This is a genomic window from Psychroserpens luteus, from assembly GCF_015319355.1.
GTDB classification, from domain to species: Bacteria; Bacteroidota; Bacteroidia; order Flavobacteriales; family Flavobacteriaceae; genus Psychroserpens; species Psychroserpens luteus.
In genome coordinates this window covers 1-25,156 of record NZ_JADILU010000012.1, presented here as the reverse complement: position 1 = coordinate 25,156, position 25,156 = coordinate 1, and the positions used below count along the sequence as shown (strand labels likewise).

General features: G+C 32.2%; 23 protein-coding genes. 12 read left to right on the top strand and 11 right to left on the bottom strand.

Going from position 1 to position 25,156, the window contains the following annotated elements; all coding sequences use genetic code 11:
• The first annotated feature begins 58 nt into the window (after positions 1 to 58).
• From IM744_RS19785 to rlmB, 6 genes are all read left to right on the top strand, one after another.
• On the top strand, positions 59 to 3,193 hold the full coding sequence (locus IM744_RS19785; RefSeq protein ID WP_194509913.1) for a SusC/RagA family TonB-linked outer membrane protein: 3,135 nt from the start codon (positions 59 to 61) through the stop codon (positions 3,191 to 3,193).
• 4 nt (positions 3,194 to 3,197) lie between these two features.
• On the top strand, positions 3,198 to 4,715 hold the full coding sequence (locus IM744_RS19780; protein ID WP_194509912.1) for a SusD/RagB family nutrient-binding outer membrane lipoprotein: 1,518 nt from the start codon (positions 3,198 to 3,200) through the stop codon (positions 4,713 to 4,715).
• A gap of 11 nt (positions 4,716 to 4,726) precedes the next feature.
• Positions 4,727 to 5,590: a hypothetical protein gene (locus IM744_RS19775; RefSeq protein ID WP_194509911.1), complete on the top strand. Its 864-nt coding sequence runs from the start codon at positions 4,727 to 4,729 to the stop codon at positions 5,588 to 5,590.
• A gap of 13 nt (positions 5,591 to 5,603) precedes the next feature.
• A complete protein-coding gene (locus tag IM744_RS19770) occupies positions 5,604 to 6,644 on the top strand; it encodes a hypothetical protein (protein ID WP_194509910.1) in 1,041 nt (346 codons plus the stop codon).
• 172 nt (positions 6,645 to 6,816) lie between these two features.
• Positions 6,817 to 8,460, top strand: coding sequence for an aryl-sulfate sulfotransferase (locus IM744_RS19765; RefSeq protein ID WP_194509909.1), 1,644 nt, complete (start codon positions 6,817 to 6,819; stop codon positions 8,458 to 8,460).
• A 63-nt stretch (positions 8,461 to 8,523) separates the two neighbouring features.
• Entirely contained in the window at positions 8,524 to 9,258 is a 735-nt protein-coding gene (rlmB, locus tag IM744_RS19760) for a 23S rRNA (guanosine(2251)-2'-O)-methyltransferase RlmB (protein WP_194509908.1), read from the top strand.
• Here rlmB and IM744_RS19755 read toward each other — a convergent pair.
• Entirely contained in the window at positions 9,255 to 10,004 is a 750-nt protein-coding gene (locus IM744_RS19755; RefSeq protein WP_194509907.1) for a rhomboid family intramembrane serine protease, read from the bottom strand. The two genes, rlmB and IM744_RS19755, sit on opposite strands and share 4 nt — an antisense overlap.
• A gap of 81 nt (positions 10,005 to 10,085) precedes the next feature.
• On the opposite strand from IM744_RS19755, the gene IM744_RS19750 reads away from it, so the two are divergent.
• A complete protein-coding gene (locus IM744_RS19750) occupies positions 10,086 to 11,366 on the top strand; it encodes a replication-associated recombination protein A (RefSeq protein WP_194509906.1) in 1,281 nt (426 codons plus the stop codon).
• On the opposite strand, the gene IM744_RS19745 is transcribed toward IM744_RS19750, so the two are convergent.
• From IM744_RS19745 to radC, 4 genes are all read right to left on the bottom strand, one after another.
• Positions 11,363 to 12,235, bottom strand: coding sequence for a hypothetical protein (locus IM744_RS19745; RefSeq protein ID WP_194509905.1), 873 nt, complete (start codon positions 12,233 to 12,235; stop codon positions 11,363 to 11,365). The two genes, IM744_RS19750 and IM744_RS19745, sit on opposite strands and share 4 nt — an antisense overlap.
• 222 nt (positions 12,236 to 12,457) lie before the next feature.
• The gene (locus tag IM744_RS19740; RefSeq protein ID WP_194509904.1) at positions 12,458 to 13,147 is read right to left on the bottom strand and encodes a YjjG family noncanonical pyrimidine nucleotidase; all 690 of its coding nucleotides are present in this window, start codon (positions 13,145 to 13,147) and stop codon (positions 12,458 to 12,460) included.
• 39 nt (positions 13,148 to 13,186) lie between these two features.
• Positions 13,187 to 14,491 carry a polysaccharide deacetylase family protein gene (locus IM744_RS19735; RefSeq protein WP_194509903.1) on the bottom strand — a complete coding sequence of 435 codons (1,305 nt, stop codon included), beginning with the start codon at positions 14,489 to 14,491 and terminating at the stop codon, positions 13,187 to 13,189.
• 24 nt (positions 14,492 to 14,515) lie between these two features.
• The gene (gene radC, locus IM744_RS19730) at positions 14,516 to 15,214 is read right to left on the bottom strand and encodes a RadC family protein (RefSeq protein WP_194509902.1); all 699 of its coding nucleotides are present in this window, start codon (positions 15,212 to 15,214) and stop codon (positions 14,516 to 14,518) included.
• 84 nt (positions 15,215 to 15,298) lie between these two features.
• On the opposite strand from radC, the gene IM744_RS19725 reads away from it, so the two are divergent.
• From IM744_RS19725 to IM744_RS19715, 3 genes are read left to right on the top strand one after another with little or no spacing between them, the layout of a single operon-like run.
• The gene (locus IM744_RS19725) at positions 15,299 to 15,889 is read left to right on the top strand and encodes an FMN-binding negative transcriptional regulator (RefSeq protein ID WP_194509901.1); all 591 of its coding nucleotides are present in this window, start codon (positions 15,299 to 15,301) and stop codon (positions 15,887 to 15,889) included.
• Between the two features lie 32 nt (positions 15,890 to 15,921).
• Positions 15,922 to 16,815, top strand: coding sequence for a dienelactone hydrolase family protein (locus IM744_RS19720; RefSeq protein WP_194509900.1), 894 nt, complete (start codon positions 15,922 to 15,924; stop codon positions 16,813 to 16,815).
• Between the two features lie 47 nt (positions 16,816 to 16,862).
• The gene (locus IM744_RS19715; protein WP_194509899.1) at positions 16,863 to 18,032 is read left to right on the top strand and encodes an MFS transporter; all 1,170 of its coding nucleotides are present in this window, start codon (positions 16,863 to 16,865) and stop codon (positions 18,030 to 18,032) included.
• 51 nt (positions 18,033 to 18,083) lie between these two features.
• Here the strand turns inward: IM744_RS19715 and IM744_RS19710 are convergent, their stop codons facing one another.
• The 5 genes from IM744_RS19710 to IM744_RS19690 all read right to left on the bottom strand — a co-directional run bounded on the left by IM744_RS19710 (position 18,084) and on the right by IM744_RS19690 (position 22,514).
• The gene (locus IM744_RS19710; RefSeq protein ID WP_194509898.1) at positions 18,084 to 18,722 is read right to left on the bottom strand and encodes a hypothetical protein; all 639 of its coding nucleotides are present in this window, start codon (positions 18,720 to 18,722) and stop codon (positions 18,084 to 18,086) included.
• Between the two features lie 2 nt (positions 18,723 to 18,724).
• On the bottom strand, positions 18,725 to 19,357 hold the full coding sequence (locus tag IM744_RS19705; protein ID WP_194509897.1) for a hypothetical protein: 633 nt from the start codon (positions 19,355 to 19,357) through the stop codon (positions 18,725 to 18,727).
• A 241-nt stretch (positions 19,358 to 19,598) separates the two neighbouring features.
• Positions 19,599 to 20,738, bottom strand: coding sequence for an acyl-CoA dehydrogenase family protein (locus tag IM744_RS19700; RefSeq protein WP_194509896.1), 1,140 nt, complete (start codon positions 20,736 to 20,738; stop codon positions 19,599 to 19,601).
• Positions 20,739 to 20,770: 32 nt separating this feature from the next.
• Positions 20,771 to 21,637: a helix-turn-helix domain-containing protein gene (locus IM744_RS19695; RefSeq protein WP_194509895.1), complete on the bottom strand. Its 867-nt coding sequence runs from the start codon at positions 21,635 to 21,637 to the stop codon at positions 20,771 to 20,773.
• A 160-nt stretch (positions 21,638 to 21,797) separates the two neighbouring features.
• A complete protein-coding gene (locus IM744_RS19690) occupies positions 21,798 to 22,514 on the bottom strand; it encodes a cupin domain-containing protein (protein ID WP_194509894.1) in 717 nt (238 codons plus the stop codon).
• A gap of 665 nt (positions 22,515 to 23,179) precedes the next feature.
• Here IM744_RS19690 and IM744_RS19685 point away from each other — a divergent pair.
• Positions 23,180 to 23,938, top strand: a complete 759-nt coding sequence (locus IM744_RS19685; RefSeq protein ID WP_194509893.1) for an SGNH/GDSL hydrolase family protein — start codon at positions 23,180 to 23,182, stop codon at positions 23,936 to 23,938.
• Between the two features lie 305 nt (positions 23,939 to 24,243).
• Positions 24,244 to 24,975, top strand: coding sequence for a hypothetical protein (locus tag IM744_RS19680; RefSeq protein WP_194509892.1), 732 nt, complete (start codon positions 24,244 to 24,246; stop codon positions 24,973 to 24,975).
• A 101-nt stretch (positions 24,976 to 25,076) separates the two neighbouring features.
• Here IM744_RS19680 and IM744_RS20940 read toward each other — a convergent pair.
• Positions 25,077 to 25,156 (bottom strand): IS3 family transposase (locus IM744_RS20940; RefSeq protein WP_394355007.1); only part of this gene is annotated, 80 nt, incomplete at its 5' end.

Here is a 25,156-nt window from a genome sequence, read left to right as displayed (position 1 = left end):
GGTTTTTTAACATTTTATTAAGAACTTTGATTGGAAGACTAATTTAATTAACTCAAATATGAAAAAAACTCTCAGTAAAGCTCTAACGCTATTACTCTTGTTAGTTGTGCAACTTACACTGGCGCAAGAAAAAACTATTACAGGAACAGTGACAGATCAATCTGCCTTACCGCTTCCAGGAGTCAACATTATTGTTAAAGGCACCTCTACAGGTACACAAACAGACTTTGATGGTCTTTACACTATTAAAAGTAATGTAGGTGATATTTTGGTGTTTTCTTATGTTGGTTTAAAAGCGCAAGAAATTAAAGTAGGCACATCAAATACTATTGATGTTACGATGCTCGAAGATGCAGATGCTCTAGACGAGGTCATCGTTACTGCAGTAGGTATTAAAAGAAAGCCTGACGAAATCACTACAGCCTACGAGAACCTCAAAGCAGAAGAAATCACATCTGCAAATAATCCAGATGCAGTTCAATCTCTAGTAGGTAAAGTTTCAGGTTTACAGATTAACACAACTAATACTGGTGTAAATCCTACTACAGCTATTATACTGAGAGGAACTCGATCATTATCTGGTTCAAACGCTGCTTTAGTTGTTATTGATAATGTTATTTCTGGAATAGATAATGAAACAGGAGCTGAAATATTATCAGATTTAGATCCTGAAATTATAGAATCTATAAACGTTTTAAAAGGACCTAATGGAGCTGCTCTCTACGGATCTCGCGGAGGAAATGGTGTTATTATTGTAACTACAAAAAAAGGCGCAGGAAACCAAGGCAAACTCAACATCTCTTTATCCACTACGCTTACCATAGAAGAAATTGCCTTTTTACCGCAACTACAAGATAGATATGGTAAAGGATATTGGGGAGAAATTGATGCATTTGATCAAGGATCTTGGGGTCCAGAATTTGATGGCTCTCTTCAACCTGTAGGATTGCCTTATCCAACAGTGAATGACTTTACCTATGGTGCCTATGAATTTAAAAAAGACAACATGAAAGACTTTTTTAATACAGGTACTGCAATACAAAATACAATAACACTATCAGGAGGAGATAGTGAAGGATTTTATTCTTTATCAGCAAACAGACGAAAAACAGATGGTATTATACCAGATGACACTTATAAAAAAGACTTTTTCGCATTGAGTGCAGGAAGAACATATGGTAAATTCTCCATGTCTGGAAATGCTCGTTACACTTCTGATGATGGAAATGTAGCAAGTACAATTTTTGATAATGATGGTAATGTACGTTTAAGTGGTGTTTATGCAGAATTAGCACAATTACCTAGTAATATAGATGTTACTGATTTTGACTCAGGAAGTAATAGTGATCACTGGACTGCTTTTGCTAATAGTCCATATTGGGTTAAAGATAATCAAAGAGATGTTTCAGAAAAGACAAGATCAGATTTATCTGCAGAACTATCTTACCAATTTAACGACAACATTAGTGCTGTTTTAAGAAGTAATGTAGTTTCAGAAAACGGAAAAAGCTTCACTTATGCCAATGACTACGTTTCTGAATATACTGTAACAGGTGATAGTAGAGATATCCAATCCTCGTTAAGAGTAAATAGCTATAGCACTAGATCATTATACACTGATTTAATTACAAATTTTAATTATGAATTAACTGAGGATATAGAATTGAAATCATTAGTAGGTTTTAATAGTACAGAGAGTAGAGGGTTTACTCAAAATACTGCAGGAGATATCTTAACACTTCCAGGATTGTACACCGTAGAAAATATTTCTAGTGGAATTTCAGTATCAGACTATAGTTTCATAGGCAGACAACAAGCTGTTTTTGCTAACATCGATTTAAGCTATAAAGATTATTTATTCTTAAATTTAACAGGAAGACAAGAATGGGATTCTAGGTTACAATCTCCTGGAAGAACCATTAAAGATATTGGTTTCTTTTACTATTCTGTTGGTGCATCATTTATACCAACCAAGGCTTTTCCAGAAATTAAATCTGACTTTCTACACAGAATGAAAATATCAGGAGGTTTTGTGAAAGCTGCAAATCTATCTGCTTTAACTCCACATCGTTTATTCGATACTGGCTTTAGACCTCCAGCATTTCCATTTTCTGGTGGTGTCAACTCCTTTATTATTCCTTCATCAACATTTGATAATGCCATAGAGCCTGAATTCATTAACACATTAGAAGCCAATTTAAATTTAGAATTACTAAAGCGTGGAGGAATTCCTAGAATTACACTAGATGGTAGTTATTCTTTTTATACAAATGACAATCAAATATTAAGTGCTTCTGTATCATCTGCTACTAGTGTATATAGCGCTGGTATTAACGTAGGTGAAACTCAAACCAACGCGTATGAGGTTGATTTAGGTTTAACTCCAATTAAAACGGATGACTTAAGATGGAATTTAAACGTTGGTTATGCTTCTCAAAAAACAATAGCCACGAAAATTACTGAAGACACTGATATTGTTGCACTAACATCTGGCACACCAAATATTTCCGCAGTATTAGGCCAAGAATTCCCTCTAATTAGAGGTAGTGCTTACGAAAGAGACGAAGAAGGCAGAGTGGTTTTAAATCCTGATGGATCACCTAGAACTGCATCTGGATTAAAAGTGCTTGGTAAAACAACTCCAGATTATATTTTAAATTTTGGAACAGATATTACCTATAAAGGGTTTAGATTAAGTGCTGTTGCAGATTTTAGAACAGGACATGTATTCTACTCTAACATTTATAATAACTTAACAGGTCAAGGTCGTAGTTTTATTACTGCGGAAAATGGAAGAGGTCACTTTATTTTCCCTAATTCCACAGTTATAGGCTCTGGAACAACAAATACTTCAGTTCTAACAGGACCATCTTATGGAGGGCCATCGGCTTACGCACAATATCAATCATTTGTTCAAAGTGGTGATTTTACTGGAGTTGATGAAAACTTTGTGATTGATGCTACTGCTTTCAAACTTAGAGAAGTTGCTCTTAGTTATGCATTACCAAGTAAGATGTTAGAAAACACTTTTATTCAAGGTTTATCTATTGGTATAAGTGGTAGAAATTTACTTGTAGTATTACCTAAAGAAAATAGAGGATACAATGATCCTGAAATAGGATCTGGAATAGGTGGATACGGACAAACGCCTCCAACTAAATTTTATTCAATGAATGTAAAACTTAACTTTTAAGAAAATGAAAAACTTATATAATATAAAATACACGTTGTCATTGGCACTGTTATTTCTTACATTTTCTTGTAATGATGTACTTGTTAATGAAGATCCTAATGGAGTGGCTATAGATCAATTACCTCCAGAAGTAATTTTACCTGGTGCGTTTACTGTACCCTCAGAGACTTTTATGTCATCCATGAATGATCTAGGTAATACTATGGTAGCAACATGGTCTGGAAATGCTCAACAAGTTCAAGCTCCTTATTTTGTAGAATTCCAATATCAATTAACTACAGATTTTTATGATGATATTTGGGATAATTTAATGGCTAGAACAGGAAACTTAACTCAGATTATCACAAATGATTATGATGATAACTACGATTATTTTAAAGGTGTATCGAAAATATATAGAGCATTTTATTTTCAATATTTAGTAGATTTATATGGTGATATTCCATTCACGGATATTCATCAACGTGGAGACTTATTGTTTCCAGAATATGATGATCAAATAGATGTTTATGTTGCTCTAATTAACGACATAAATGATGCTATAGCTCAAATTGAAAATACAGATACAAGTACAGCGGTCACTATGGGATCTAATGACGTCATTATGGGTGGAAACATGAATAAGTGGATTAAATTTGGAAACACATTAAAACTTAGAATATTATTACGCATGTCTGATGCAGTTCAAGCTAATCCAGACTTACAAAACATATTCAATTCTGAATTTGCATCACTTAATAATGCAGAATTCTTAGGCATGGGAGAAGATGTTACTATTAATCCTGGCTATTCAGATGAAGTAGATAGGATGAACCCTTTTGTAGAAACTTTTGGTTATGCACCTGGACAATTTGGAAATACAGCAAATGAAACATTTTCTAATCTTAGAGCAGGACCTACAACATATTTGGTTGAATTTTTAAACGGAACAACAAATGGTGTTTCAGATTCAAGGTTACAACGATTATACACTCTTAGGTCTGGTCAGTCTTCTATTCAAGGAAACACACAAGGAGGTGGTGATCAACCTTCACGAATTGGACCTGGTTTATTGAGTTCACCACAACAAGACGGTTATATTATGACAGCATCTGAGTCACTTTTCCTTCAGTCTGAAGCAGTATTTAAAGGATTATTATCCTCAGGAAATGCTAAAGGATTATTTGAAAGTGCAATAGAATCATCATTTAATAGATTAGGTGCTTCACCAGGAACGTATTTAAGCAGTGCCAATAATGTAAGTGGTATTGGTTGGGATGGAACTGCAGATAAACTTGAAGCTATAATTACTCAAAAATGGATTGATTTAGGTGGAACAAATGGTATTGAAACTTGGATTGAATATACAAGAACAGGATATCCAAGTAATATGCCACTTCCAGATATTACAAACAGACCAAATAGACCAATACGATTATTATATCCAACATCAGAATATACAGGGAATTCAGCAAATGTTAGTATTTACAACCAAAATGTGGATACTGCGTTTAATTCTTCACTCTTTTGGGATGTTAACTAAAAAAAAGAAAAATGAAAAAATTTAAATTTATTTTAATTACAATTCTAAGTGCTGGACTCATAGTCTCTTGTAACGTTGATGATGATCCTCAGCAATTAGAAGCAGATTTTGCAACCACACCTTATGTGGTAGGCTTTAACAATAGTGAAGCTGCTCCAGCATTTCTTACTGATGGAGCTGTAAATCTATTTAGTGAAAATGTAGTACTGTTAGGTGGAAACGATTTTTCAAGTAATCCTAGTATTACAGTAAGTTTTGAAGTAGATCAAAGCTCAACAGCTGTAGCAGGAACTGATTTTGATTTTGTTAACGATTCTCAATCTTTGACTATTGCAGAAAATAGAGAATTTGCAACACTTGATATTAATTTTTATTCGGAAAATATAAATATAGACAACCCGAAAGTTTTAATTTTAAATATCACCTCAGCAGATAACAATGCTGTAGTAGGTGCCCAATTTCAAACATTAACAATAACGATTAATGGGATTTGCTTTTCTGATATTGGAGGTCTGTATAGCGTAACTACAACGTATGCTTTTCATGATTTCTTACCAGATTTTAGTACACATACTATGGACGTAGAGATTGAAGCTATAGAAGATGGACTATATAACGTTGTTGATTTTTCTGGAGGACTTTATACTGTTGGACCATATTCAACTGCCTATGGCACTGGACCAACAAGTTTTGATGTAGAATTTACAGAAAATTGCGGTGACATATCTTGGGTTGGTCAAACTGATCCTTGGGGAGCAGTAATACCATTATCAGGAGGTGTCAATTCGGTTGATCCAGATACAGGTATTGTTACAATCTCATGGTATTGTGAAGGATATGGCGAAAATGGAGTTTCAGTTTACACACCACTTTAATACAAGAAAGAATATGAAAAATATAAATAAAAAAATAAGTTACGCTCTAGCTGCTGTATTCCTATTAAGTCTTGTGACCTTTTCGTGCCAAGATGATGATGACTCAATTGCCAGACGAGGAAAACCAGAATTAACTTTATTGAGTAATTCTGTAACAGTAACTGAAGGCGAAACTGCAGTATTTACTATTGATGTAGAATATGCAGTTTCAGAAAAAATAGATATTAGAATTGACATCTTAGATGCAGATGGCAATCCTGTTGTGACTGCAGAGGGAGACCCAACGACTGGTAATGGTTTCTATGACAGAGTTCAATTTGAATCTATTGAAGTACCATATCCAACATGGTTTGAATCTGGTTGGTTTGAGTATGGATACCTTGGAGGAACGGGTTATGTGGCTTCATACCCAGCTTTTACAGAAACTATTCAACTAAACATTGAAACTCTTCAAGACTTTATACAAGATGGAACTCAAACTATTAATTTAAGATTGTCTGGTACATCATTAATGAATGCTACCATACAAGAAGATATAAGTATTATCGTAAATGATTTTACAGGAAGTGACTTGATAGCTACACTAAATTGGTCTGGAGATTATTTAGATAGTGGTGAAGACCCATGTGATATTGACGCAGGTCTAGATTTAGATTTAGAGTTAATATTTGATGGTGCTTATATTCAAACAAGTTATAATGATTGTCCTGAACAATTAACAATTATAAGTTCAGATGCTGATGGCATATATACTATTGATGCTAGTTTTTGGACTGCCAATGGCAATACATCTACAGATGGCAACAATGTACCAGTATCTATAGATTTCATGAAAGATGGCGTCTTTTTAGAATCGGTTGACTTATCGTCATTATTCCCATTAAACGATGGAGGACTTAATGATGGCAATGGAAACGCAATTACATCTTTTTCAGTAGAAAAAAATGGAAACACGTATACCATCACAGACAGTAATAATACTCAAATTGCACAAGGTAGATTTGCAGATTATAGATTAACATTAGAACAAAAAAGGATATTAAAAAACGAATAGTTTTTTAATAATTTTTATAAAAAAACCATCTCTAATGAGATGGTTTTTTTATGATAAAAATTTAAATCAGATAGAAATTTATATGTTAAAGTATATATCTAAAAAACATATTTAGTCTATTTATGATAGGTTTGCAAAAAAAGTTACACTTATATTTATAAAAAATTAAGCTATGAATAGAAAACTACTTCTAATTTTAATACTCCTTTTTCTTTCATTTGCCAAAGCACAAAACACTGTTGGAACTACTTTTATCAATGAAAATGTATTTGATGCTTATACATTATTCACATCAAACACAAAATCTTTCTTGATTAATAATTGTGGTGAAGTGATAAACGAATGGAATAGCACTTATTTACCTGGTAATGCTGTATATCTTTTACCTAACGGAAATTTATTGAGAGCAGGACGATTAGATGATGGCAGTAGCAATATAACATTTGGAGGTCAAGGAGGCATTATAGAACTTTTTGACTGGGATAGTAATCTTCTTTGGTCTTACACATATAGTAGTAACCAATTTAGACAGCATCACGATATATTTCCTATGCCAAATGGTAATGTCTTAATTCTTGCTGCAACTGTAATGTCTGAGACAGAAGCTATAGCAGAAGGAAGAGACCCTAACTTGTTAACCCAGCCTAACCTTTATAGCGAACAAATTATAGAAGTAGAACCTGTTGGCACTAATCAAGGAAATATTGTTTGGGAATGGAACGCAAAAGATCATCTTATTCAAGATTTTGACAATACAAAAACTAATTTTGGCAATGTAGCTTTAACACCAGAGAAAATCGATATTAATTTCTTAAATGGTCTTAACGGAGTTGCTAATTGGCTACATTTCAACTCCATACAATATAACGAAAATTTAGACCAAGTAGTAATGAGTTCTCGTCACTTAAGTGAGGTTTATGTTATTGACCATTCTACTACTACAGCTGAGGCAGCAACAAGTTCTGGTGGTGTTTATGGTAAAGGTGGCGATTTATTGTATCGTTGGGGAAACCCTCAAGCTTACAAACAAGGCACAGAATTAGATCGCACTTTATTTGGGCAACATTATCCTCATTTTATTGCAGACGGATTAAATAACGCTGGCAAACTCATGATTTTTAATAATGGAGATGGTAGGAATCCTGTTTATTCTGAAGCCATAATTGTAACACCTCCAACTACAGCTACGGGAGTATATCAATATACACCAAATACCGCATTTGGTCCTTTATCTGTGGATTATTCATACTCTGATCAATCAACAGATCCTTCAGAGTTTTACTCTGCCATTGTAAGTAGTGCCCAACAATTACCAAACGGAAATATATTAATTTGTGAAGGACGACAAGGTGATATTTTTGAAATAGATAATAATGATAGTATTGTGTGGAAATATAGAAATCCGGTAAACAATACTAATGGTAATGTTGACACTCAAGGAGATATACCCAATACATCAGGTATTCTGTTTAGAGCCATTAAATATGCACTAGATTTCCCTGCTTTTGCAGGAAGGGAATTAACACCTGGAACGCCTATTGAATTAAATCCAGACTTATCTGCTTGTGAGAATTTAAGTGTAACTGATGTAGAATTTGTTAATGTTAATATATATCCAAATCCTGCATCAAATTATATCAACATAAACTCAAATGAAACCATTGACAAAATCGAATTGTATTCTATTTTAGGTCAAAAAGTACTCGAAGCTAGACAAAATTCTACAATAGATATTTCAGCGTTTAAATCTGGAATGTATTTTGTGAAAATATACTCTGGAGATAGAAGTATCAGTAAAAAAATTATCAAGAACTAATAGTACTACATAATTGATTAAAACCATTCTATTTTTAGAATGGTTTTTTTATACCTTTGAACCATGGAAAAAGAAACAACTATCTTTGGTATTAGAGCGGTTATTGAAGCTATAAAATCTGGTGAAAACATTGATAAAATATTTTTACAAAAAGGTTTACGAGGTGAGTTATTTACTGAGTTAGAACAATTACTAAAAAAGGAACGCTTAAATAGTTCTTACGTACCAGTAGAAAAACTAAATAGATTAACAAAGGGAAATCATCAAGGTGCGATTGCTCAAATAGCACCAATTACTTTTTATGATATTGAAGATTTGGTAACAAGTGTCTTAGAATCTGGTAAAGTTCCTTTATTTCTATTACTAGATCAATTAAGTGATGTTCGTAATTTTGGAGCTATTGTTCGTACAGCAGAGTGTACTGGTGTTTCTGGTATAATTATTCAGAAAAAAGGTGGTGCTCCTGTAAATGGTGATGCTATTAAAACGAGTGCAGGTGCTATTTTTAAAATCCCTATTTGTAAAGTAGATCACATTAAAGATGCAGTTTTTTATATGCAAGCAAGCGGAATAAAAGTCATTGCTGCTACCGAAAAAACAGAAAATACGGTTTATGATGTTTCATTTACAGAACCATGTGCTATCATTATGGGATCTGAAGGTAAAGGTATCAACCCATCTGTTTTAAAAGTATCAGATGAAAGAGCTAAATTACCAATCTTAGGTGAAATTGAATCCCTAAACGTTTCTGTAGCTTGTGGTGCTTTTTTATATGAAGCAGTTAGACAACGTCGTTAATCGTCTTTGTTTTCTTTAAAGGTGTAATTATAATGAGGGTTATTTTCTTCGGAAATTGGCTCCTCCTCTATTTCTGGCTCTTTAAGTTCAATAAAGTTTCCATTCTCATCAAAATGTTTTAAAAAAGGATCATCTTCTTCATTATAATCTGGGTGCTGCCATACATAACGTTCTGGTTTTGCAATTGCTTTCCTAAAAATTACTGCGAATAACAACCCTGAGAGAAGTCCACCAAGATGTCCTTCCCAAGACATACCTTCTTTGATTGGAAACGCGTACCATATCATACTTCCGTAGAGAAAAATAACAATTAACGATAAAGCTACCAATCTATAATGCTTTGCAAAAATCCCTTTAAAAAAGATAAAGCTTACAAGGACATAAACCAAACCACTGGCACCAATATGATTTGCAGGTCTACCAATAACCCAAGTAAATAAGCCAGAGAGTAAAATTCCGAAGAACAACACTTTCCAAGAAATTTTTCTGTAGAAATAAAATAATGCTACCGATAAAATAAAAAGCGGAATACTGTTATGATACAAATGCTCGATATCTGCATGAATAAACGGACTTGTAAAAACACCAAGCAAACCTCGTAATTCTTGAGGATACACGCCTAAGCGTTTTATAGAAGGAAAAAAACGTACCTGCATCCAAAAGACCATCCAAATAGATAGCACAAAAATCAAAGGATACACAATGACGCTTGTTGAATATTTAAATTGTTCTTGATTATTGCTCATATATTATCTTTAATAGCAAATTGCTCTCCATTTAACAAAACTATGAAATATTGTCACATTGGTTTTTCGTAATTTTGTATTATGAATGAACCATTAGCAGAACGATTACGTCCACAAACGCTTAGTGACTATATAAGTCAGTCGCATTTGGTTGGTAAAACTGGCGTTTTGACGCAACAATTAAATCAAGGTGTTATCGCGTCTATGATTTTTTGGGGACCACCAGGAACAGGTAAAACAACATTAGCAAATATTGTAGCTAATGAATCTAAGCGTCCGTTTTATACACTGAGTGCTATAAATAGTGGTGTAAAAGATATTAGAGAAGTTATAGATAAAGCTAAACAAAGTGGTGGTTTGTTTACTACCAAAAATCCTATTTTGTTTATTGATGAGATTCATAGATTTAGTAAATCTCAACAAGATTCATTACTTCAAGCTGTAGAGAAAGGTTGGGTTACATTAATAGGTGCAACAACAGAGAACCCGAGTTTTGAAGTCATACCTGCACTCCTATCGCGTTGTCAGGTATATGTGTTGAACTCTTTTACTAAAGACGATTTAGAAGCGCTCTTAAATCGTGCGTTAGAAGAAGATGCTCTATTTAAAGAACGCAATATTGAACTTAAAGAAACAGAAGCATTAATTAGACTTTCTGGAGGAGATGGAAGAAAACTCCTCAACTTGTTTGAACTCATCGTCACTTCTTTTGACAAAAATGAAGCCATTGTAATTACGAATGATATGGTTTCTCAACGTGTTCAAAATAATATTGTACGCTATGACAAATCTGGAGAACAGCATTATGATATTATTTCTGCATTTATAAAATCTATTCGTGGTAGCGATCCAAATGCTGCTGTATATTGGTTGGCAAGAATGATAGAAGGTGGTGAAGATGTCAAATTTATTGCACGACGTTTATTGATTTTAGCCAGTGAAGATATTGGTAATGCCAACCCAACAGCATTGGTAATTGCAAATAATGCATTTCAAGCAGTTTCTGTAATTGGATATCCCGAATCTCGTATTATATTGAGTCAATGTGTAACTTATTTAGCGACATCTCCAAAAAGTAATGCTGCTTATGAAGCGATTGGAAGAGCACAGCAATTGGTAAAAGAAACTGGTGATTTATCTGTACCGCTTTCGGTTAGAAATGCACCAACCAAGCTTATGAAAGAGTTAGGCTATGGTGACAACTATCAATATGCACATAACTACGATAACAACTTTGTAGCACATGAGTTTTTGCCAGAAGACATTAAAAACACGAAACTCTACAATCCTGGAAATAATGCTAGAGAAAATGCACAACGTGAGTTTTTAAAAACCCGTTGGAAAGATAAATATGATTACTAGAATTTAAGATTAAGCTGCGTTAACATTACTTTATCTCCATTGTATTTTGACAGGTACCAAAAACCATCTTCCTTATAGACAATTGCATTTTCATCCTTAACCATAAAAACATCAGCTTTAGTCGTTTCTAATAAAAACATGACAACTTTAGGTGTCATGTCAACGACTTGAAAACCGTTTGGTTTTGGCTGAGCATAAAGAATTTCGGTTTTTGATGAAGATTTCACTTCTAGTTCTATAGCGTCATCAACGACTTGCTTTACTTCTACTTTAGGTTTTAAAATAGTTTTTGCTTCAGCTTTTTTTTCTTCGGAAATTGTAACCACTTCCTCCTTTTTAGCTTTTAAAGCTTCAACTTCTTTTTTAAGTTTTTCAATTTCTTTAGCTTCAGAAGAATTATCATTACTATTTGAAGACGCTATTACCGCTTCTTTAGGAACATATTTATAATCTAGAAATTGATAAGTAACGAAAGCTTCTCTAATTGCAATTTGAAAAGCCTTTTTATACTCCTTAACTTTAGTAGAACCTTCTACAGAACTCATTACAATATTCCCATTGCAATCTTTTAAATCAATTTGTAGTTTGGTTGATAAAAAACCTTTATTTTTTTGAATATGAGACCTCAAAGCCAAACATCTATTTTTACTCAAATCTCCTGGTAAATCTTCATCTTCAAAAAAGGCTGTATAGCCATATTTATTAAATAAAAACTTAGTTAATGAACTCGTTTCATATTGATCTGGCGAACTCAAAAAGTCAAACTGTTTTGGAACTATAATGTATTTGTAGTCATTTATAGATGTCTGAGCACTTGTTTGTGTTTGAAAACCAATAAAAAATATTAGTATATAAAGTAATTTAGTCATTTGAATTGAAAATTAAGTTCATCCTGAATTGTAAAGATACACTTTGAAATTTAGAAATATTTTGTAATTCTAACAAATTATTCCCTGTGACAAACATATTAAATACACCTTGTATTAATTTAGATAAAAGTTTATAGTTACCTAATAAGCATGGGCTTGATAATATCCCTTTCCAAAGTTAGAATGAGTTTACTTTTGTTTTAAATAATGATAACAATACTTTTAAAGATACTTTTTTAAATCTACAAGTCTAGTCACTTGCTTAATATGAGGCTCTGCATTGTAATTATGATAATTAAATAAGATGACATCTAATCCAACATCTATAGCACCTAATATATCTGCTTCATAATTATCACCTATCATAATACTATCGTTTGGATTTGCGTTAGAAGCTTGCAATGCGTGATTAAAAATAATTGGGTTTGGTTTTTTTACTCCTGCAGTTTCTGAGTTTGTAATGGTTTTAAAAAAATGCGAAATACTGGCATTGTCCATTTTTCTTTGTTGTGCTTCCTCAAAACCATTAGTAATGATATGCAAATCGTAAACTGGTTGTAAATAATTTAAAAGATCTACAGTGCCATCAAACAGATGATTAAATGTGGTTAGATATGTTATGTAGTCTTCGGATAATTGATTTATGATATCATCAGAAACTTTAAAACCTACAGCATCAAAGGCATCTTTTAATCGCTTATATCGTAAGCTTTCTTTATCAATTTTTTCTTCTCGATATAATTTCCAGTAGTTTAAATTTATAGGTTCATAAACTTCTAAAAAAACACTTGTATCAAGATCTAAGTCATGAACTTTAAATATTTTCTCAAAGGTTAATGCAGAGTTTTTATCAAAGTCCCATAACGTATGGTCCAGATCAAAAAATATATGTTTTATTCCGTTTAATTTCATTTATAAAATGTTTTGAAAAGTTTGAGCACAAATTTAATTCTAAGTTGTTTCATCAACAGAATCTAAAATTTGTGTAAATAGTTTTTTGAAGCCACTCCATCTTGGATCACTACCAAAAGAGTAATTATGAAAAACTGGTGTAAACGTCCCATCAACTTGCTTTACCGTATTAATTAAACGCTGTAATTCTTCCTTTTTATCTAACTGTGAATGATATTTTAGCAAAGCATAATCTATACAATGAAACGAATTTATGAGCAGTGGTGTTTGTATTTCATAATCCAAATCATAAAACAAAAATGGTGTGCAAGTACCTGCTCTAAAACCAAAGTGATCTAGATAACCCATCGTAAAGTCTTTCTTGATTTCTAGCTCAATTAAGTTACGATATGACGTGGGCAAATTTATTTTTGAAAACGAATTTCTTGTAGCTTCTAACTCATAGTTGGTTATAAACTCCATTTTTTTCTTTTCCTTTTTGAGAATCGCGATATCATCTAACGCAAAATAAGAAGCCTTTAATCCAACTTTACAATAGTCTGCCACAGATTTAATGAGCGACACGAATTTCTTTTTATTGATATTAATATTTTTATCATACGTAGAATAATCACCAATTAAAAAGAATACAATGAACTTAAATTTATATTGTTTTTGTTTATTTATAATCCATTTAAAAGTGTCGTAGGGATCTCGTTTAAAACCGAATAAAACTAAAATTCGCTGAGACAACCGTCGTAATTTAAACCTAAACAAATCTACCATACCGCCTCCAAGAGTTCGTAATAATCCCTTCTGCTTAAAATAATAAGCCACTGGTACATCTATAACAGGTTGTATGTTGTAAGTTCTCTTCGGAAATGTAAAATCTTCAAACCTTTCTTCTAAAATAGATTTAAGCTTATAAGCCCAAAGATCTACAACAGGTTGTTTTAAGAAATTCTCTTTGTAGGCTAAACTTTCGGTAGCAGTAAAACGTCCATATTCATCTTTTACATGCGGAAGATATTCTTCATAACGACTCAACAAATAAAAAGATGCAGCAAAAATATCAAAAGGTAATGCGCTTTTTTCTCCAGTTGGAAAAAAGCATTTTGTACCATTCCAATCTTGCACATTAATATCTACATCTGATATGCCTTGCTCAAAAAGTAATTCGTGATTTCTTACAAACACCTCATTACTTAACGGTTGTCTCGTATACGACATTTTCAAACTATCATGCGCAATAAAGTCTTCTACTTTAGTTGTAAAAGAAACAGGGATCCCAAGAATTCTTGTGCACAAATGCTTAAAAGCATAGCGTACTCTTGGTGTAATTTTATGTGTGTAGACTAGTAGCAATTCAGTATTTAGTATTCAGTAAAATTATAATATATTTTCATCAGCAAAACTAAAATATGCTTTTTCGGTGATAATAAGGTGATCTAGTACTTTTATGTCTAAACTTTGTGCTGCTACTTTTAATTTTTGTGTCAAATTCTTATCTGCTTCACTAGGTTTTAAAGTTCCTGAGGGATGATTATGTGCCAATATCAATCCTACTGCTCCAACCTCTAACGCAGTTTTAAGCACTAATCTTACATCAACCAAAGTCCCAGTAATACCACCTTTACTCAATTGATTTTTTTGGAGTACTTTATTAGAATTATTGAGGTAGACTATCCAAAATTCTTCATGTGGTAACTCTCCTATAATAGGTTGCATGAATTCAAAAACAGATGCGCTTGATGTAATTTTCTTTTGTTGCAGTGCTTCTTCTCCTCTACGTCGTCTTCCCAACTCCATAGCAGCAGCAATAGAAATTGCTTTGGCTTCTCCAATCCCTTTAAAAGTCATTAATTGTTTTAAAGATTGTTTCCCAAGTGCATTGAGATTATTATCCACACTTGCCAAAATACGCTTACTCAAGGCTACAGCACTTTCATCTCTATTACCAGAACCTAAAAGAATAGCAACAAGTTCTGCATCACTTAAAGAAGATTTTCCTTTATCACGAAGTTTCTCTCTAGGTTGATCGTCTTGTGACCAATTTTTTATGGAAAAAGACTCTGATTTTTCTGTCATGTTCTAAAGATATATATTGTAAATTTAGGGAGCAATTATTTACCGACTTATAAATAAAATAAGACAGAAGTTATAATCCTAAAAATGAACTATCCACCAAAGCATCATCAAGATAATGACAAAGCTCATTTAATAGAAGTTATAAAAACATATCCTCTTGCAACGCTCATTTCCGTAGAAAATAATGAGCCACTAATTACACATTTACCACTAGTTTTGGAAGACGAAAAGTTGATTGGTCATATTGATATTTACAATCCGCAAGCAAAGCTTCTTAGAGATAATAAGGATGTAACAATTCTATTCTCAGGACCTCAATGTTACATTTCGCCAAGCATATATAGCACGACACAATTACCTACATGGAATTACATCAAACTCCATCTCAAAGGCACTGTAAAAGCCATAGAAAGTAAAACAGCATTGAAACAATCATTAATAACAATGACTGAGTTTCTCGAAGCTCCAGACCACAAATACGTCTTAGAACCAGATAACCCAAGATTAGATCGTAATTTAGATTATATTGAAATGTTTGAGATAAACATTAGGTCTTGGGAAGGGAAATTTAAATTATCTCAGGATAAAAAACCTAAGGATACTGAGAATGCTAGAGCTCAGTTAATTCGTGCTAATCAGGCGAGTGTGAAACAATTTTTAGATAAAGTATTTTAAATTTTGTAACTTTTACTCTTAATATTAATGCTATGAAAAACTTAAAAAAAGAAGACATAAGCCAAGACGTTTTTGATTTATATGACGATTATGCTCATAACAAACTAAATCGTAGACAATTTGTTGAAAAGCTAGGAATTTACGCTGTTGGAGGCATCACAGTAGGTTCTCTGCTAAGTTTTATGTCACCAAATTATGTAGACAGTTTATTAGTGAAGCCTAATGATCCAACATTAGATTCTAGTTATATCCATTATGAGTCTCCAAAAGGTGGTGGTTCTATAAAAGGCTTATTATCTAAACCAAAAGATTTAAAAACAAAACTACCTGGTGTTATCGTTGTGCATGAAAACAGAGGTTTAAATCCATATATTGAAGATGTTGGACGACGAACTGCAAAAGAAGGTTTTATTAGCTTAGCTCCAGATGCACTTACACCTCTTGGTGGTTATCCTGGAAATGACGACGACGGAAGAACACTTCAAAATGAACGCGATAGAGACGAGATGCTAGAAGATTTTATTGCAGCATATCACTATCTCAAATCTCATGAAGACTGCAATGGAAAAGTAGGTGTTGTAGGTTTTTGTTTTGGTGGATGGATTTCTAATATGATGGCTGTACGTTTACCAGATTTAGGTGCTGCAGTTCCTTACTACGGAAGACAACCAGAAGCAGAAGATGCTAAACAAATAAAAACACCTCTTTTGCTACAATATGGAGAATTAGACACCAGAGTGAATGAAGGCTGGCCAGCCTTTGAAGCCATTTTAAAAGCTAACAAGGTAGAGTATCAAGCTTATATTTATCCAGAAGTCAATCATGGGTTTCATAATAATACTACTCCAAGGTATGATAAAGAAGCTGCCAATTTATCTTGGGAACGTACTATTACTTTTTTTAAAGAACATTTAAAAAACAAATAATCTTCAATAGAAAACTCAAGTCTATTCATATCTATTCAAAAAGTTGAATGATTAAAAAAAACAGTATTCTACCTATTATCGTGATTTCTCAATTTTGCTGTACATCACTTTGGTTTGCTAGCAATGCAGTTATGGGAAATCTCGTAAATGTATTTAACCTTAATGACAACGCAATTGGCTACCTAACATCGTCTGTACAATTTGGTTTTATAATTGGTACATTAATTTTTGCCATACTTACCATAGCAGATCGATTTTCGCCATCAAAAGTGTTTTTTATATCAGCAGTTCTTGGTGCTTTATGTAACATCGCTATAATTTGGGACGGAAACACGTTGACTAGCATTTTAATATTTCGGTTTTTGACAGGGTTTTTCCTCGCTGGCATTTATCCTGTTGGGATGAAAATTGCTTCAGACTATTACAAAAAAGGTCTCGGCAAATCGTTAAGTTTTCTAGTAGGCGCTTTAGTTCTTGGTACTGCATTTCCACATATATTAAAAGGTTTTATTGATATTTCATCCTGGAAACCTATTATTATCGCAACTTCTATAATTGCATTTCTGGGAGGACTTTTGATCTTTTTCTTAGTTCCTGATGGTCCATATAGAATCGCAGCCAAAACGCTTAACCTATCTACATTTTCAAGAATATTTAAAAACAGAGAGTTTCGTGCAGCCTCATTTGGGTATTTTGGGCATATGTGGGAACTCTATACGTTTTGGGCTTTCGTACCCATAATACTTAAAACATACAGTGACCTACATCAAAATGTAGAATTTAATATTCCTCTTCTCTCATTTTTTATTATAGCAATTGGAGGATTAGGATGTGTCATCGCAGGTTATATCTCTGAGCACTTCGGAACAAAAAAAACCGCCTTTACAGCACTTCTACTCTCTTGCATTTGTTGTTTACTTTGTCCGTTTATATTTATTTTTACTTCGGAAATCGTCTTCATTGGCTTTCTCATCTTTTGGGGAATTGTAGTGATTGCAGACTCTCCTTTATTTTCAACATTAGTTGCTCAAAATGCAGAACCACAAATCAAAGGAACAGCTTTAACGATAGTAAATTGCATAGGGTTCGCCATTACGATTGTGAGTATTTTGCTTTTAAACACTTTAGTAAAATCAACAGACTCTGTAATGGTTTATATGGTTTTAGGAATTGGACCTGTACTTGGTTTGATAGGCTTAAGTCGTTCGCCAAAATAAAAAAGCCTTCAGTTTTAAATTGAAGACTTTTTTAAAATATTGTTTTATTATTTATTGAACGTTATAAGAATCCAAACGTCTTATGATAACCGGTGTGTCACTAGATACAAATGAAGACGTATCATATATTAACCCAAATCCATCAGCATAATAAAATTTATCCAAACCTGGTGATTGTTCTCCATCTGGTAAAATTGCATAGCGCTCAGAATTTATACAATTAAAAGTCCCAGCTTCTACATTTAGTGTTGTTGTATCTTCTGTTAATTCTTCTAAGATGTTTCCCCAATCATTTTCATCTATTGTTCTTACTGTATAATCATTATTTGTGAATTTCACAGCACCATCACTCCATATAAGATTCCCTTCAAATTCTCTTAAATATTCAAAATGTTCACCATTGGGATTACAATAAGTTATTTGTTCTTCATTACCTGTGGTGAATCGTCTAAACTTGTAATAGGTTTCTCCATCAATGACTTCCGTAGAAATAATACTTATTGCGTCAACAACTCCTGTGTCATCATAAGTTTGAGTGTTTTGATTGTACCTATAATTTTTATACTCCCAAGAATTACCAACGGTTAAGGCATAAAAATTAGAGTCTTGAGCTTCTGGTGTTTGAGATTCATCGCTTGAGCATGCTACTAAACACGCGAATAAGCATATTGTAATAAGAATACGTTTCATATTTATTGAATGTTATAAGAATTAAGAATTGTTTTATAGAATATTTGACCACTCACAACAAATGATATAGAACTAGACACTAAACCTATCTCATTTGAGTAATACGTATGATCTAAACCTGCCATTTGTGCTCCTTCTGAATTTTTAGCATAAACTAACATATCTGCACATGTAAATTCACCTGCATCTACAGTTACTGTTGCTAATTCTTCTAGAGTTCGATTATAGAAATTTCCCCAATCATCTTCGGAAATTAAACGTTCTGTATAATCATTATTGACAAAAATAGTTTGGTTATATTCATTAAGCAACTTACCATCTTCTATTCTTCTATAGTTAATAGTTTCATCATTAGGAAAATAAGTATCATTATCTGAAGAGCCAGAAGTAACAATTTTTAATTTAAAATATGAATTACCATCTATCTCTTCAGTGTCAATTACAGAAATATCTTGCTGAATACCATTATATTCTAATGTTTCGGTTTGAAAATTACGTTCATAAATTTTATAATTCCAAGAGTTTCCAACTGCTAATCCATAAAAATTAGATTGAGGTTCTACATTGTTGTCATCATCTGATGAACATGAAAAAAATAGCGTAAAAAGGCATACTGTGATAAGAATACGTTTCATAATTATTGATTGATTTAAAATAGTTTAATAAACGTAATTGTGTAGAATAGAGTTTGTTGGTTTGGTTGATTTGTAAGAATAACGCAACAAAAAGTATTTTTATTGCTGACCACTTGAAATAACTGATATATTTAAAAGCAATTTGACTTTGTCAAAAAAATAATCAAATTTAGTTTAACATGGGAATACTGACAATTGAATCTGTAAGTATTAAAAGCATTGGCAATAATTGGCAATAATTTCAATATTTCAATAGAAATTCTCCAGTAAAATGTAGCTGCTGCTTTTCGGGTAATGTATGAAAATTTACTGCCTGTACATCTCGAAAGAGTCGTTCAAGTTCAGATTTTCGATAAAAACTTTGACCTCCTACTATTTCCATAGCTTTATTAAGAGTTTTTATACATGCCTTCGTAACCAGAGTCTTTCTAGTCAATACATCAACTCCTATGCTCTCTTTAGGTTGAAAATCTAAATTATTGGTTATTTCAATCATGTCTTTATGAAGCACCTGTGATAATGTAAGACTATTGTACATTTCTCCTAACAAAAAAGTGATATGATGTGGTTTATGTTGTTTCACTTTTAACTTTTCTAGCGTGATTTTCATCGCTTTCTCTGCAATTCCTATATAAGGAGCCATAATTAAGGGCAATGCTACTGTTAGCACCACATTCCAAAACATAGGGAATTCACCTTTTGCTCTTGTCATCATTATAGAATCGTCTGAAACAAATACATTTTCAAGAGTCACAGTTTGAGAGCCTGTTCCACGCATCCCTAATGTTTGCCAATCATCTAATACGTTTACTCCGTAAGAGTTCATAGGTATTGAAAAATGCAATACTTGCCAACCTTCATCTGGATGATTATAAGGTATACTGGTCACTAAAACATCACCTACTGCTGATTGGCTGGCAAATTGTTTTTTTCCTGAAACCAAATAGCCTCCATCTATTTTTGCCATATCTCCATTAGAGTCTAACCAGTCACGTGCGCCAGTACTAATCAATACCAGGTTTTTATCAACGACCTCTCTTAGAAATTTTTCTCCTGTGTCCTGATGTTTATACTTCCATATATTGGTTGCAAGGAGATGTTGATGCATTGAAAGTGCTAATGAAGTAGATGGACAATAATGTGCAATCTTCACCAATATTGCGCACATTTCCTTGAAAGTAACTCCACCACCACCCAAGGACTCAGGAACCATAGCTGATAAATATCCATTTTTCTTCAATAATTTATAATTATCAGCAACAAAGGTATCATTTCGGTCATGAGCGCTTCCGTTTTTTGCTAATTGTTCTCCTAGCTCATCTATAAGATGTAACCACTTTTTTGAAACGGTTTTCGTTTCCTTATTTTTATGAATATCCATAATCAAAAGTTGAACATATTTTTATATTGTTATTAAACGGACAGTTGTGCTTTTTGAAATTTTAAAGGTGTTATTCCATTTTCATTCTTAAAAACTCTTGTGAAATGAGCTGGGCTTTCAAAACCACAATCAAAAGCCACTTCATATATTTTTTGCTGTGTACTCTCTAATATTTTTTTAGCATGAAGGACTCTCTTTTTAGCAAGCCATTTTCCTGGTGATGTTTTGTAGATAGTATAAAAATCACGGTTAAAAGTGCTCAAACTTCGGTGTGTTAGTCTGGCAAACTCATCTAGAGATAGATTATAAATAAAATTAGCCTCCATTATATTTTTAATAGATGGTTTCAAATTTTGTGCTACCTGCTTAAAATGGCTTCCAATTTCAGGATTAGATGAGAGTGATAAAATATTGACCAATAATTCTTGAAATTTAATTTCCATCAAATATTTTGAAGGCTTTTCTTCATTAAAAAAATACTCCAACATAGAAGCAAAATAAGTATTTAATGTTCTATCTAATTTTAGAGGGATGACACTGTCGCTTTCTATATTATGTTTTATATTACTGCCAATTTCTGGTTTTTGTGAAATAAAATCTTTTATATATGTATCAGGAATAAAGATGACCATAGCACAAAAATCTGAATCAAAAAATTTATGAATTATATTAGCTCCTTTTTTTACAAAAAGCACCTCATTAGCATGAGCCATATAGCTATGTTGCAATGTTCGCCATTTCTTTTTCCCTTCTAAAACATAAATAAAATAATTTAGATGAGACCATGCTGTAAAAATCGATTTTTCCTCCATACATCGATATTCCGAAAACATAAGAGATGACACTTCAATTTTCCTGAACGTAGGATTATTTTTTGCTATATCGTAACCGTTTCCCATAGTTTTTAAATGAAGTTTATAGCTTAAAATTACGCTTTTCTTAGTGAATCAACTTGTAAGAAACACAATATCAAAGGTTAAAGTTGTTTTTTATGCACTTTAAATTGCTTAATGGTAAATTATAGACTTCGTACAACAAATACAAAATGAAAATAAAATTTTAGTCAATTTTTGCAGGCTTTAAGATCATGTCATTTTCTAATGCAAGTTTTGCAAATTCTTCTGCACTTAAAGCGGTCGCTTGTTTTCCAGGTTCTGCACTTACTGTTTTAAAGAAATTCAATAAACCATGCTTAGCATTTGGTACTGTAGCGAATACTAATTTTAAAGGCACATTCCCTGTGTTTTTAAATGAATGCCACTCTCCAGGTGCTGTATACCATACATATCCTTCTTTAACAACTGTCTCTTTACGTTTGTCGTTTTCATAACTTATAACAATACCTTCTCCGGAAATAAAATAAGCAATTTCTTCTGTTTTGTTATGCTTATGCTCAGGTAAAGCTCCTCCTACTCCCAACTCATATTTTGCAAAACCTGAAGAAGCATCAGGATGACTTTCAGCATCCATATAAATTTGAAGCATACCTCCAGAGCCTAATTTGTCTTTACTTTCGGGAAAAACCCACAATTGTTTTACATCTTCTGGTTTTAATATTCTATTACCAGGATCTTGAGGTGAATGACTATGAGTATGCGGTTCTAATTCTTCTTCATGACTATGTGGCTCTGATTTTTCTTCAACAAGAGAAAGCTTGGCTATTTGTTCATTAGCTTTATAGTTGTTCTCTTTCTTACCACAACTTTGAAGCAAGGTAAATATCATGAATAAGACACCTAATACCATTACTTTAATAACATTCTCATTTTTAATCATAATTGAATTATTTAAGGTTTTATAAATACTTATTGCATTATGATACAAAATTAAATAGAATATATATACTTCAATTGACCTAGCCTTTCAATAAATTGACTGAGTATGTCAAAATTATATATTTGAAAGAAATTTACACCTAATTTAATTAATTTCAAACTTAAAATACACATAATCAACACCTAGCCTCAACTCCATTTAAAATGCAAATATTTAAAAAGCGATTTATCTCGACTAAAAATCCTTAGAATCCTAAGTTGTACAAATCATACATGTATTCCACAATCAAATCCTAATGAAACAATCTCCTAAACCCTAAGATTCTTGCTTCCTTAAGAATTCGGTCAGTACATCAAAATACAAACACAAATATTATAACTTTTTTTACTAAACATGATTCTTCTGGTAGTCTTGAATTAATAATTGAAAAACATAGATCTGATGATGAAATTAATCATCTTTTTGATACACCAACTGCATGAAATAATATAGAAATATCAATAATCTTAAACCAGTAAACTTGACTTTCTCAAAAAATAAATCGAACTTCGTTTGAATGTAAAAATCGACAATTGATATTAATAGATATTGCTTGTAAGAAGATGAAAAATGGTAACTAAAAAAATTAAACAATCAAATTAATATAAATAAATAGAGTTTAAAAAATGAAAAGGTTAACAATAAATATCAATATCATTCTAATATTATTTCTGAGCTTAACAGGTATAGCCCAAGAAAAAAAGGACACAATTAATGTGCTGTTTGTTGGAAATAGTTACACTTATTTTGAAAATATGCCACAAATTGTATCATTGATTTCTGATTATTCAAAAACAAAATTAGTTACAAAAAAAAGCGTAGTAGGAGGAGCTAAATTAAGTGAACATTGGCACGGTAAAAAAGGATTAAAAACTCAGGAATTGATAAAGAATGGGGATTTTGATATTGTTGTACTTCAAGAATTTAGTATGGGAGCTATCAAAGAACCTGACAGCCTCTTCAAATATTCAAAATTATTCTGTGATCTTATCAAAGAAAATGGGGCAAAACCATATTTATACCTGACTTGGGCACGAGAAAAAGTTCCACAATATCAGGAAGTAATAAATGATGTATACTCTGAAGTAGCTATTCAAAATGATGCAGTTATAGTACCTATTGGTAAAGCTTGGAAATTAGCAATGGAATTACGCCCAAATATCAAATTATATGATAGTGATGGTACTCATCCTAACCAATTGGGAGCATTTTTAACTGCCTGTACTTTTATAGGAACTATTTTAGAAAAAGTCCCTGAGAATTTAGGCACATCTTACAGTATTGAAGATGCTTATGGTGAAAGTGTTGTTCTATTGGATCACATTGATCCTTTAGACGTCATTTTTTTTAGAAAAGTAGCTCAAGAAATAATAAATAAGCACTAACCACAACAAAGCCTATATTATAATAAAAATCCAGTCAAAGCTTTGCTATATTTTTGTGATTATTGAAATATTAAAAAGTAAAATCCTTATCTCTTGATTTTAATCACAGGATTAGTTGGTGGTGTTGCTGCTGTGTTTGGGAGAAATTTGAATGATTAGGTTAGATAATAGATTGATATACAAATTTATGAAGCTAATAAATCATTAATAAAAATTAAAAGATTTACTATCTTAGCGTTATAGTGTGGACATAGACTATAGCGTATATCCATTGATTGTGCTTCACTACCACAAACAACTAACCAATGATAAAATTCTTTAGAAAAATTAGACAAAACTTACTGACTGAAAACAAATTCAGCAAATATCTGATTTATGCAATTGGAGAAATTATACTGGTTGTTATTGGAATATTGATTGCACTTCAATTAAACAATGCTAAAGAAATTAGTAAACTTAATGAAACAAGGCACAACTACTATAGTCAGATTTTAGTTGATCTCGATAAAGAAATAGAAAACATTACTAATCGAATTTCCTTTTTAGAAAGTAACACTGTCTCTTTTGAAGAATACAACAAATATATTGAGACTTTAGATTTAGAGCCTAATCAAATTATTAAGGAATTACTTAAAATTAATAGAGTATCTAGATACTCATCATTCAACACGAATACTATTCAAACATTAGAATCGACAGGTGATATAAAATTAATGCCAGAAATTATTCGAAATCATCTACTGGATTTAAAGCGCTCACAAGAAAGCTACAGTAAAGTGTCTAATGGCAATAATGGAGTATACCTAAATGCGCTAATGAAACCTCTTCAATTAGGTCTTCTTAGATTAAACACGAAAAAACCTATTTATAAAGGTTCAAGAATCAATGATAATATTGAAGAAATTATTTTGACACTTGAAGGTGCATTAGGTTTAAAATATTATACTGAAATTAACAATGCTAAAGCCCTTAGCGATATGCTGATTAATATAAAAGAATTAAAAGAAATGATTAATCTTGAACTTAAAAACAAATAACGAAAGCACAACACCGTATATAATTTATTGCTAATTCTCGCCTGCTTACGAAAATCCTTTCGGATTTTAGACTGCACCCAAAAGCTTAGACAAATTTATAATTAATTTTGACAATAATTAGCTCGATATTCAATCGGGCTCATTCCATTTAGATTTAGTTTAATTCTTTCATTATTATAAT

Coding starts and splice junctions, on each gene's coding strand:
- IM744_RS19785 (WP_194509913.1), top strand. CDS start 59: ATGAAAAAAACTCTCAGTAAAGCTCTAACGCTATTACTCTTGTTAGTT.
- IM744_RS19780 (WP_194509912.1), top strand. CDS start 3,198: ATGAAAAACTTATATAATATAAAATACACGTTGTCATTGGCACTGTTA.
- IM744_RS19775 (WP_194509911.1), top strand. CDS start 4,727: ATGAAAAAATTTAAATTTATTTTAATTACAATTCTAAGTGCTGGACTC.
- IM744_RS19770 (WP_194509910.1), top strand. CDS start 5,604: ATGAAAAATATAAATAAAAAAATAAGTTACGCTCTAGCTGCTGTATTC.
- IM744_RS19765 (WP_194509909.1), top strand. CDS start 6,817: ATGAATAGAAAACTACTTCTAATTTTAATACTCCTTTTTCTTTCATTT.
- rlmB (WP_194509908.1), top strand. CDS start 8,524: ATGGAAAAAGAAACAACTATCTTTGGTATTAGAGCGGTTATTGAAGCT.
- IM744_RS19755 (WP_194509907.1), bottom strand. CDS start 10,004: ATGAGCAATAATCAAGAACAATTTAAATATTCAACAAGCGTCATTGTG.
- IM744_RS19750 (WP_194509906.1), top strand. CDS start 10,086: ATGAATGAACCATTAGCAGAACGATTACGTCCACAAACGCTTAGTGAC.
- IM744_RS19745 (WP_194509905.1), bottom strand. CDS start 12,235: ATGACTAAATTACTTTATATACTAATATTTTTTATTGGTTTTCAAACA.
- IM744_RS19740 (WP_194509904.1), bottom strand. CDS start 13,147: ATGAAATTAAACGGAATAAAACATATATTTTTTGATCTGGACCATACG.
- radC (WP_194509902.1), bottom strand. CDS start 15,214: ATGACAGAAAAATCAGAGTCTTTTTCCATAAAAAATTGGTCACAAGAC.
- IM744_RS19725 (WP_194509901.1), top strand. CDS start 15,299: ATGAACTATCCACCAAAGCATCATCAAGATAATGACAAAGCTCATTTA.
- IM744_RS19720 (WP_194509900.1), top strand. CDS start 15,922: ATGAAAAACTTAAAAAAAGAAGACATAAGCCAAGACGTTTTTGATTTA.
- IM744_RS19715 (WP_194509899.1), top strand. CDS start 16,863: ATGATTAAAAAAAACAGTATTCTACCTATTATCGTGATTTCTCAATTT.
- IM744_RS19710 (WP_194509898.1), bottom strand. CDS start 18,722: ATGAAACGTATTCTTATTACAATATGCTTATTCGCGTGTTTAGTAGCA.
- IM744_RS19705 (WP_194509897.1), bottom strand. CDS start 19,357: ATGAAACGTATTCTTATCACAGTATGCCTTTTTACGCTATTTTTTTCA.
- IM744_RS19700 (WP_194509896.1), bottom strand. CDS start 20,738: ATGGATATTCATAAAAATAAGGAAACGAAAACCGTTTCAAAAAAGTGG.
- IM744_RS19695 (WP_194509895.1), bottom strand. CDS start 21,637: ATGGGAAACGGTTACGATATAGCAAAAAATAATCCTACGTTCAGGAAA.
- IM744_RS19690 (WP_194509894.1), bottom strand. CDS start 22,514: ATGATTAAAAATGAGAATGTTATTAAAGTAATGGTATTAGGTGTCTTA.
- IM744_RS19685 (WP_194509893.1), top strand. CDS start 23,180: ATGAAAAGGTTAACAATAAATATCAATATCATTCTAATATTATTTCTG.
- IM744_RS19680 (WP_194509892.1), top strand. CDS start 24,244: ATGATAAAATTCTTTAGAAAAATTAGACAAAACTTACTGACTGAAAAC.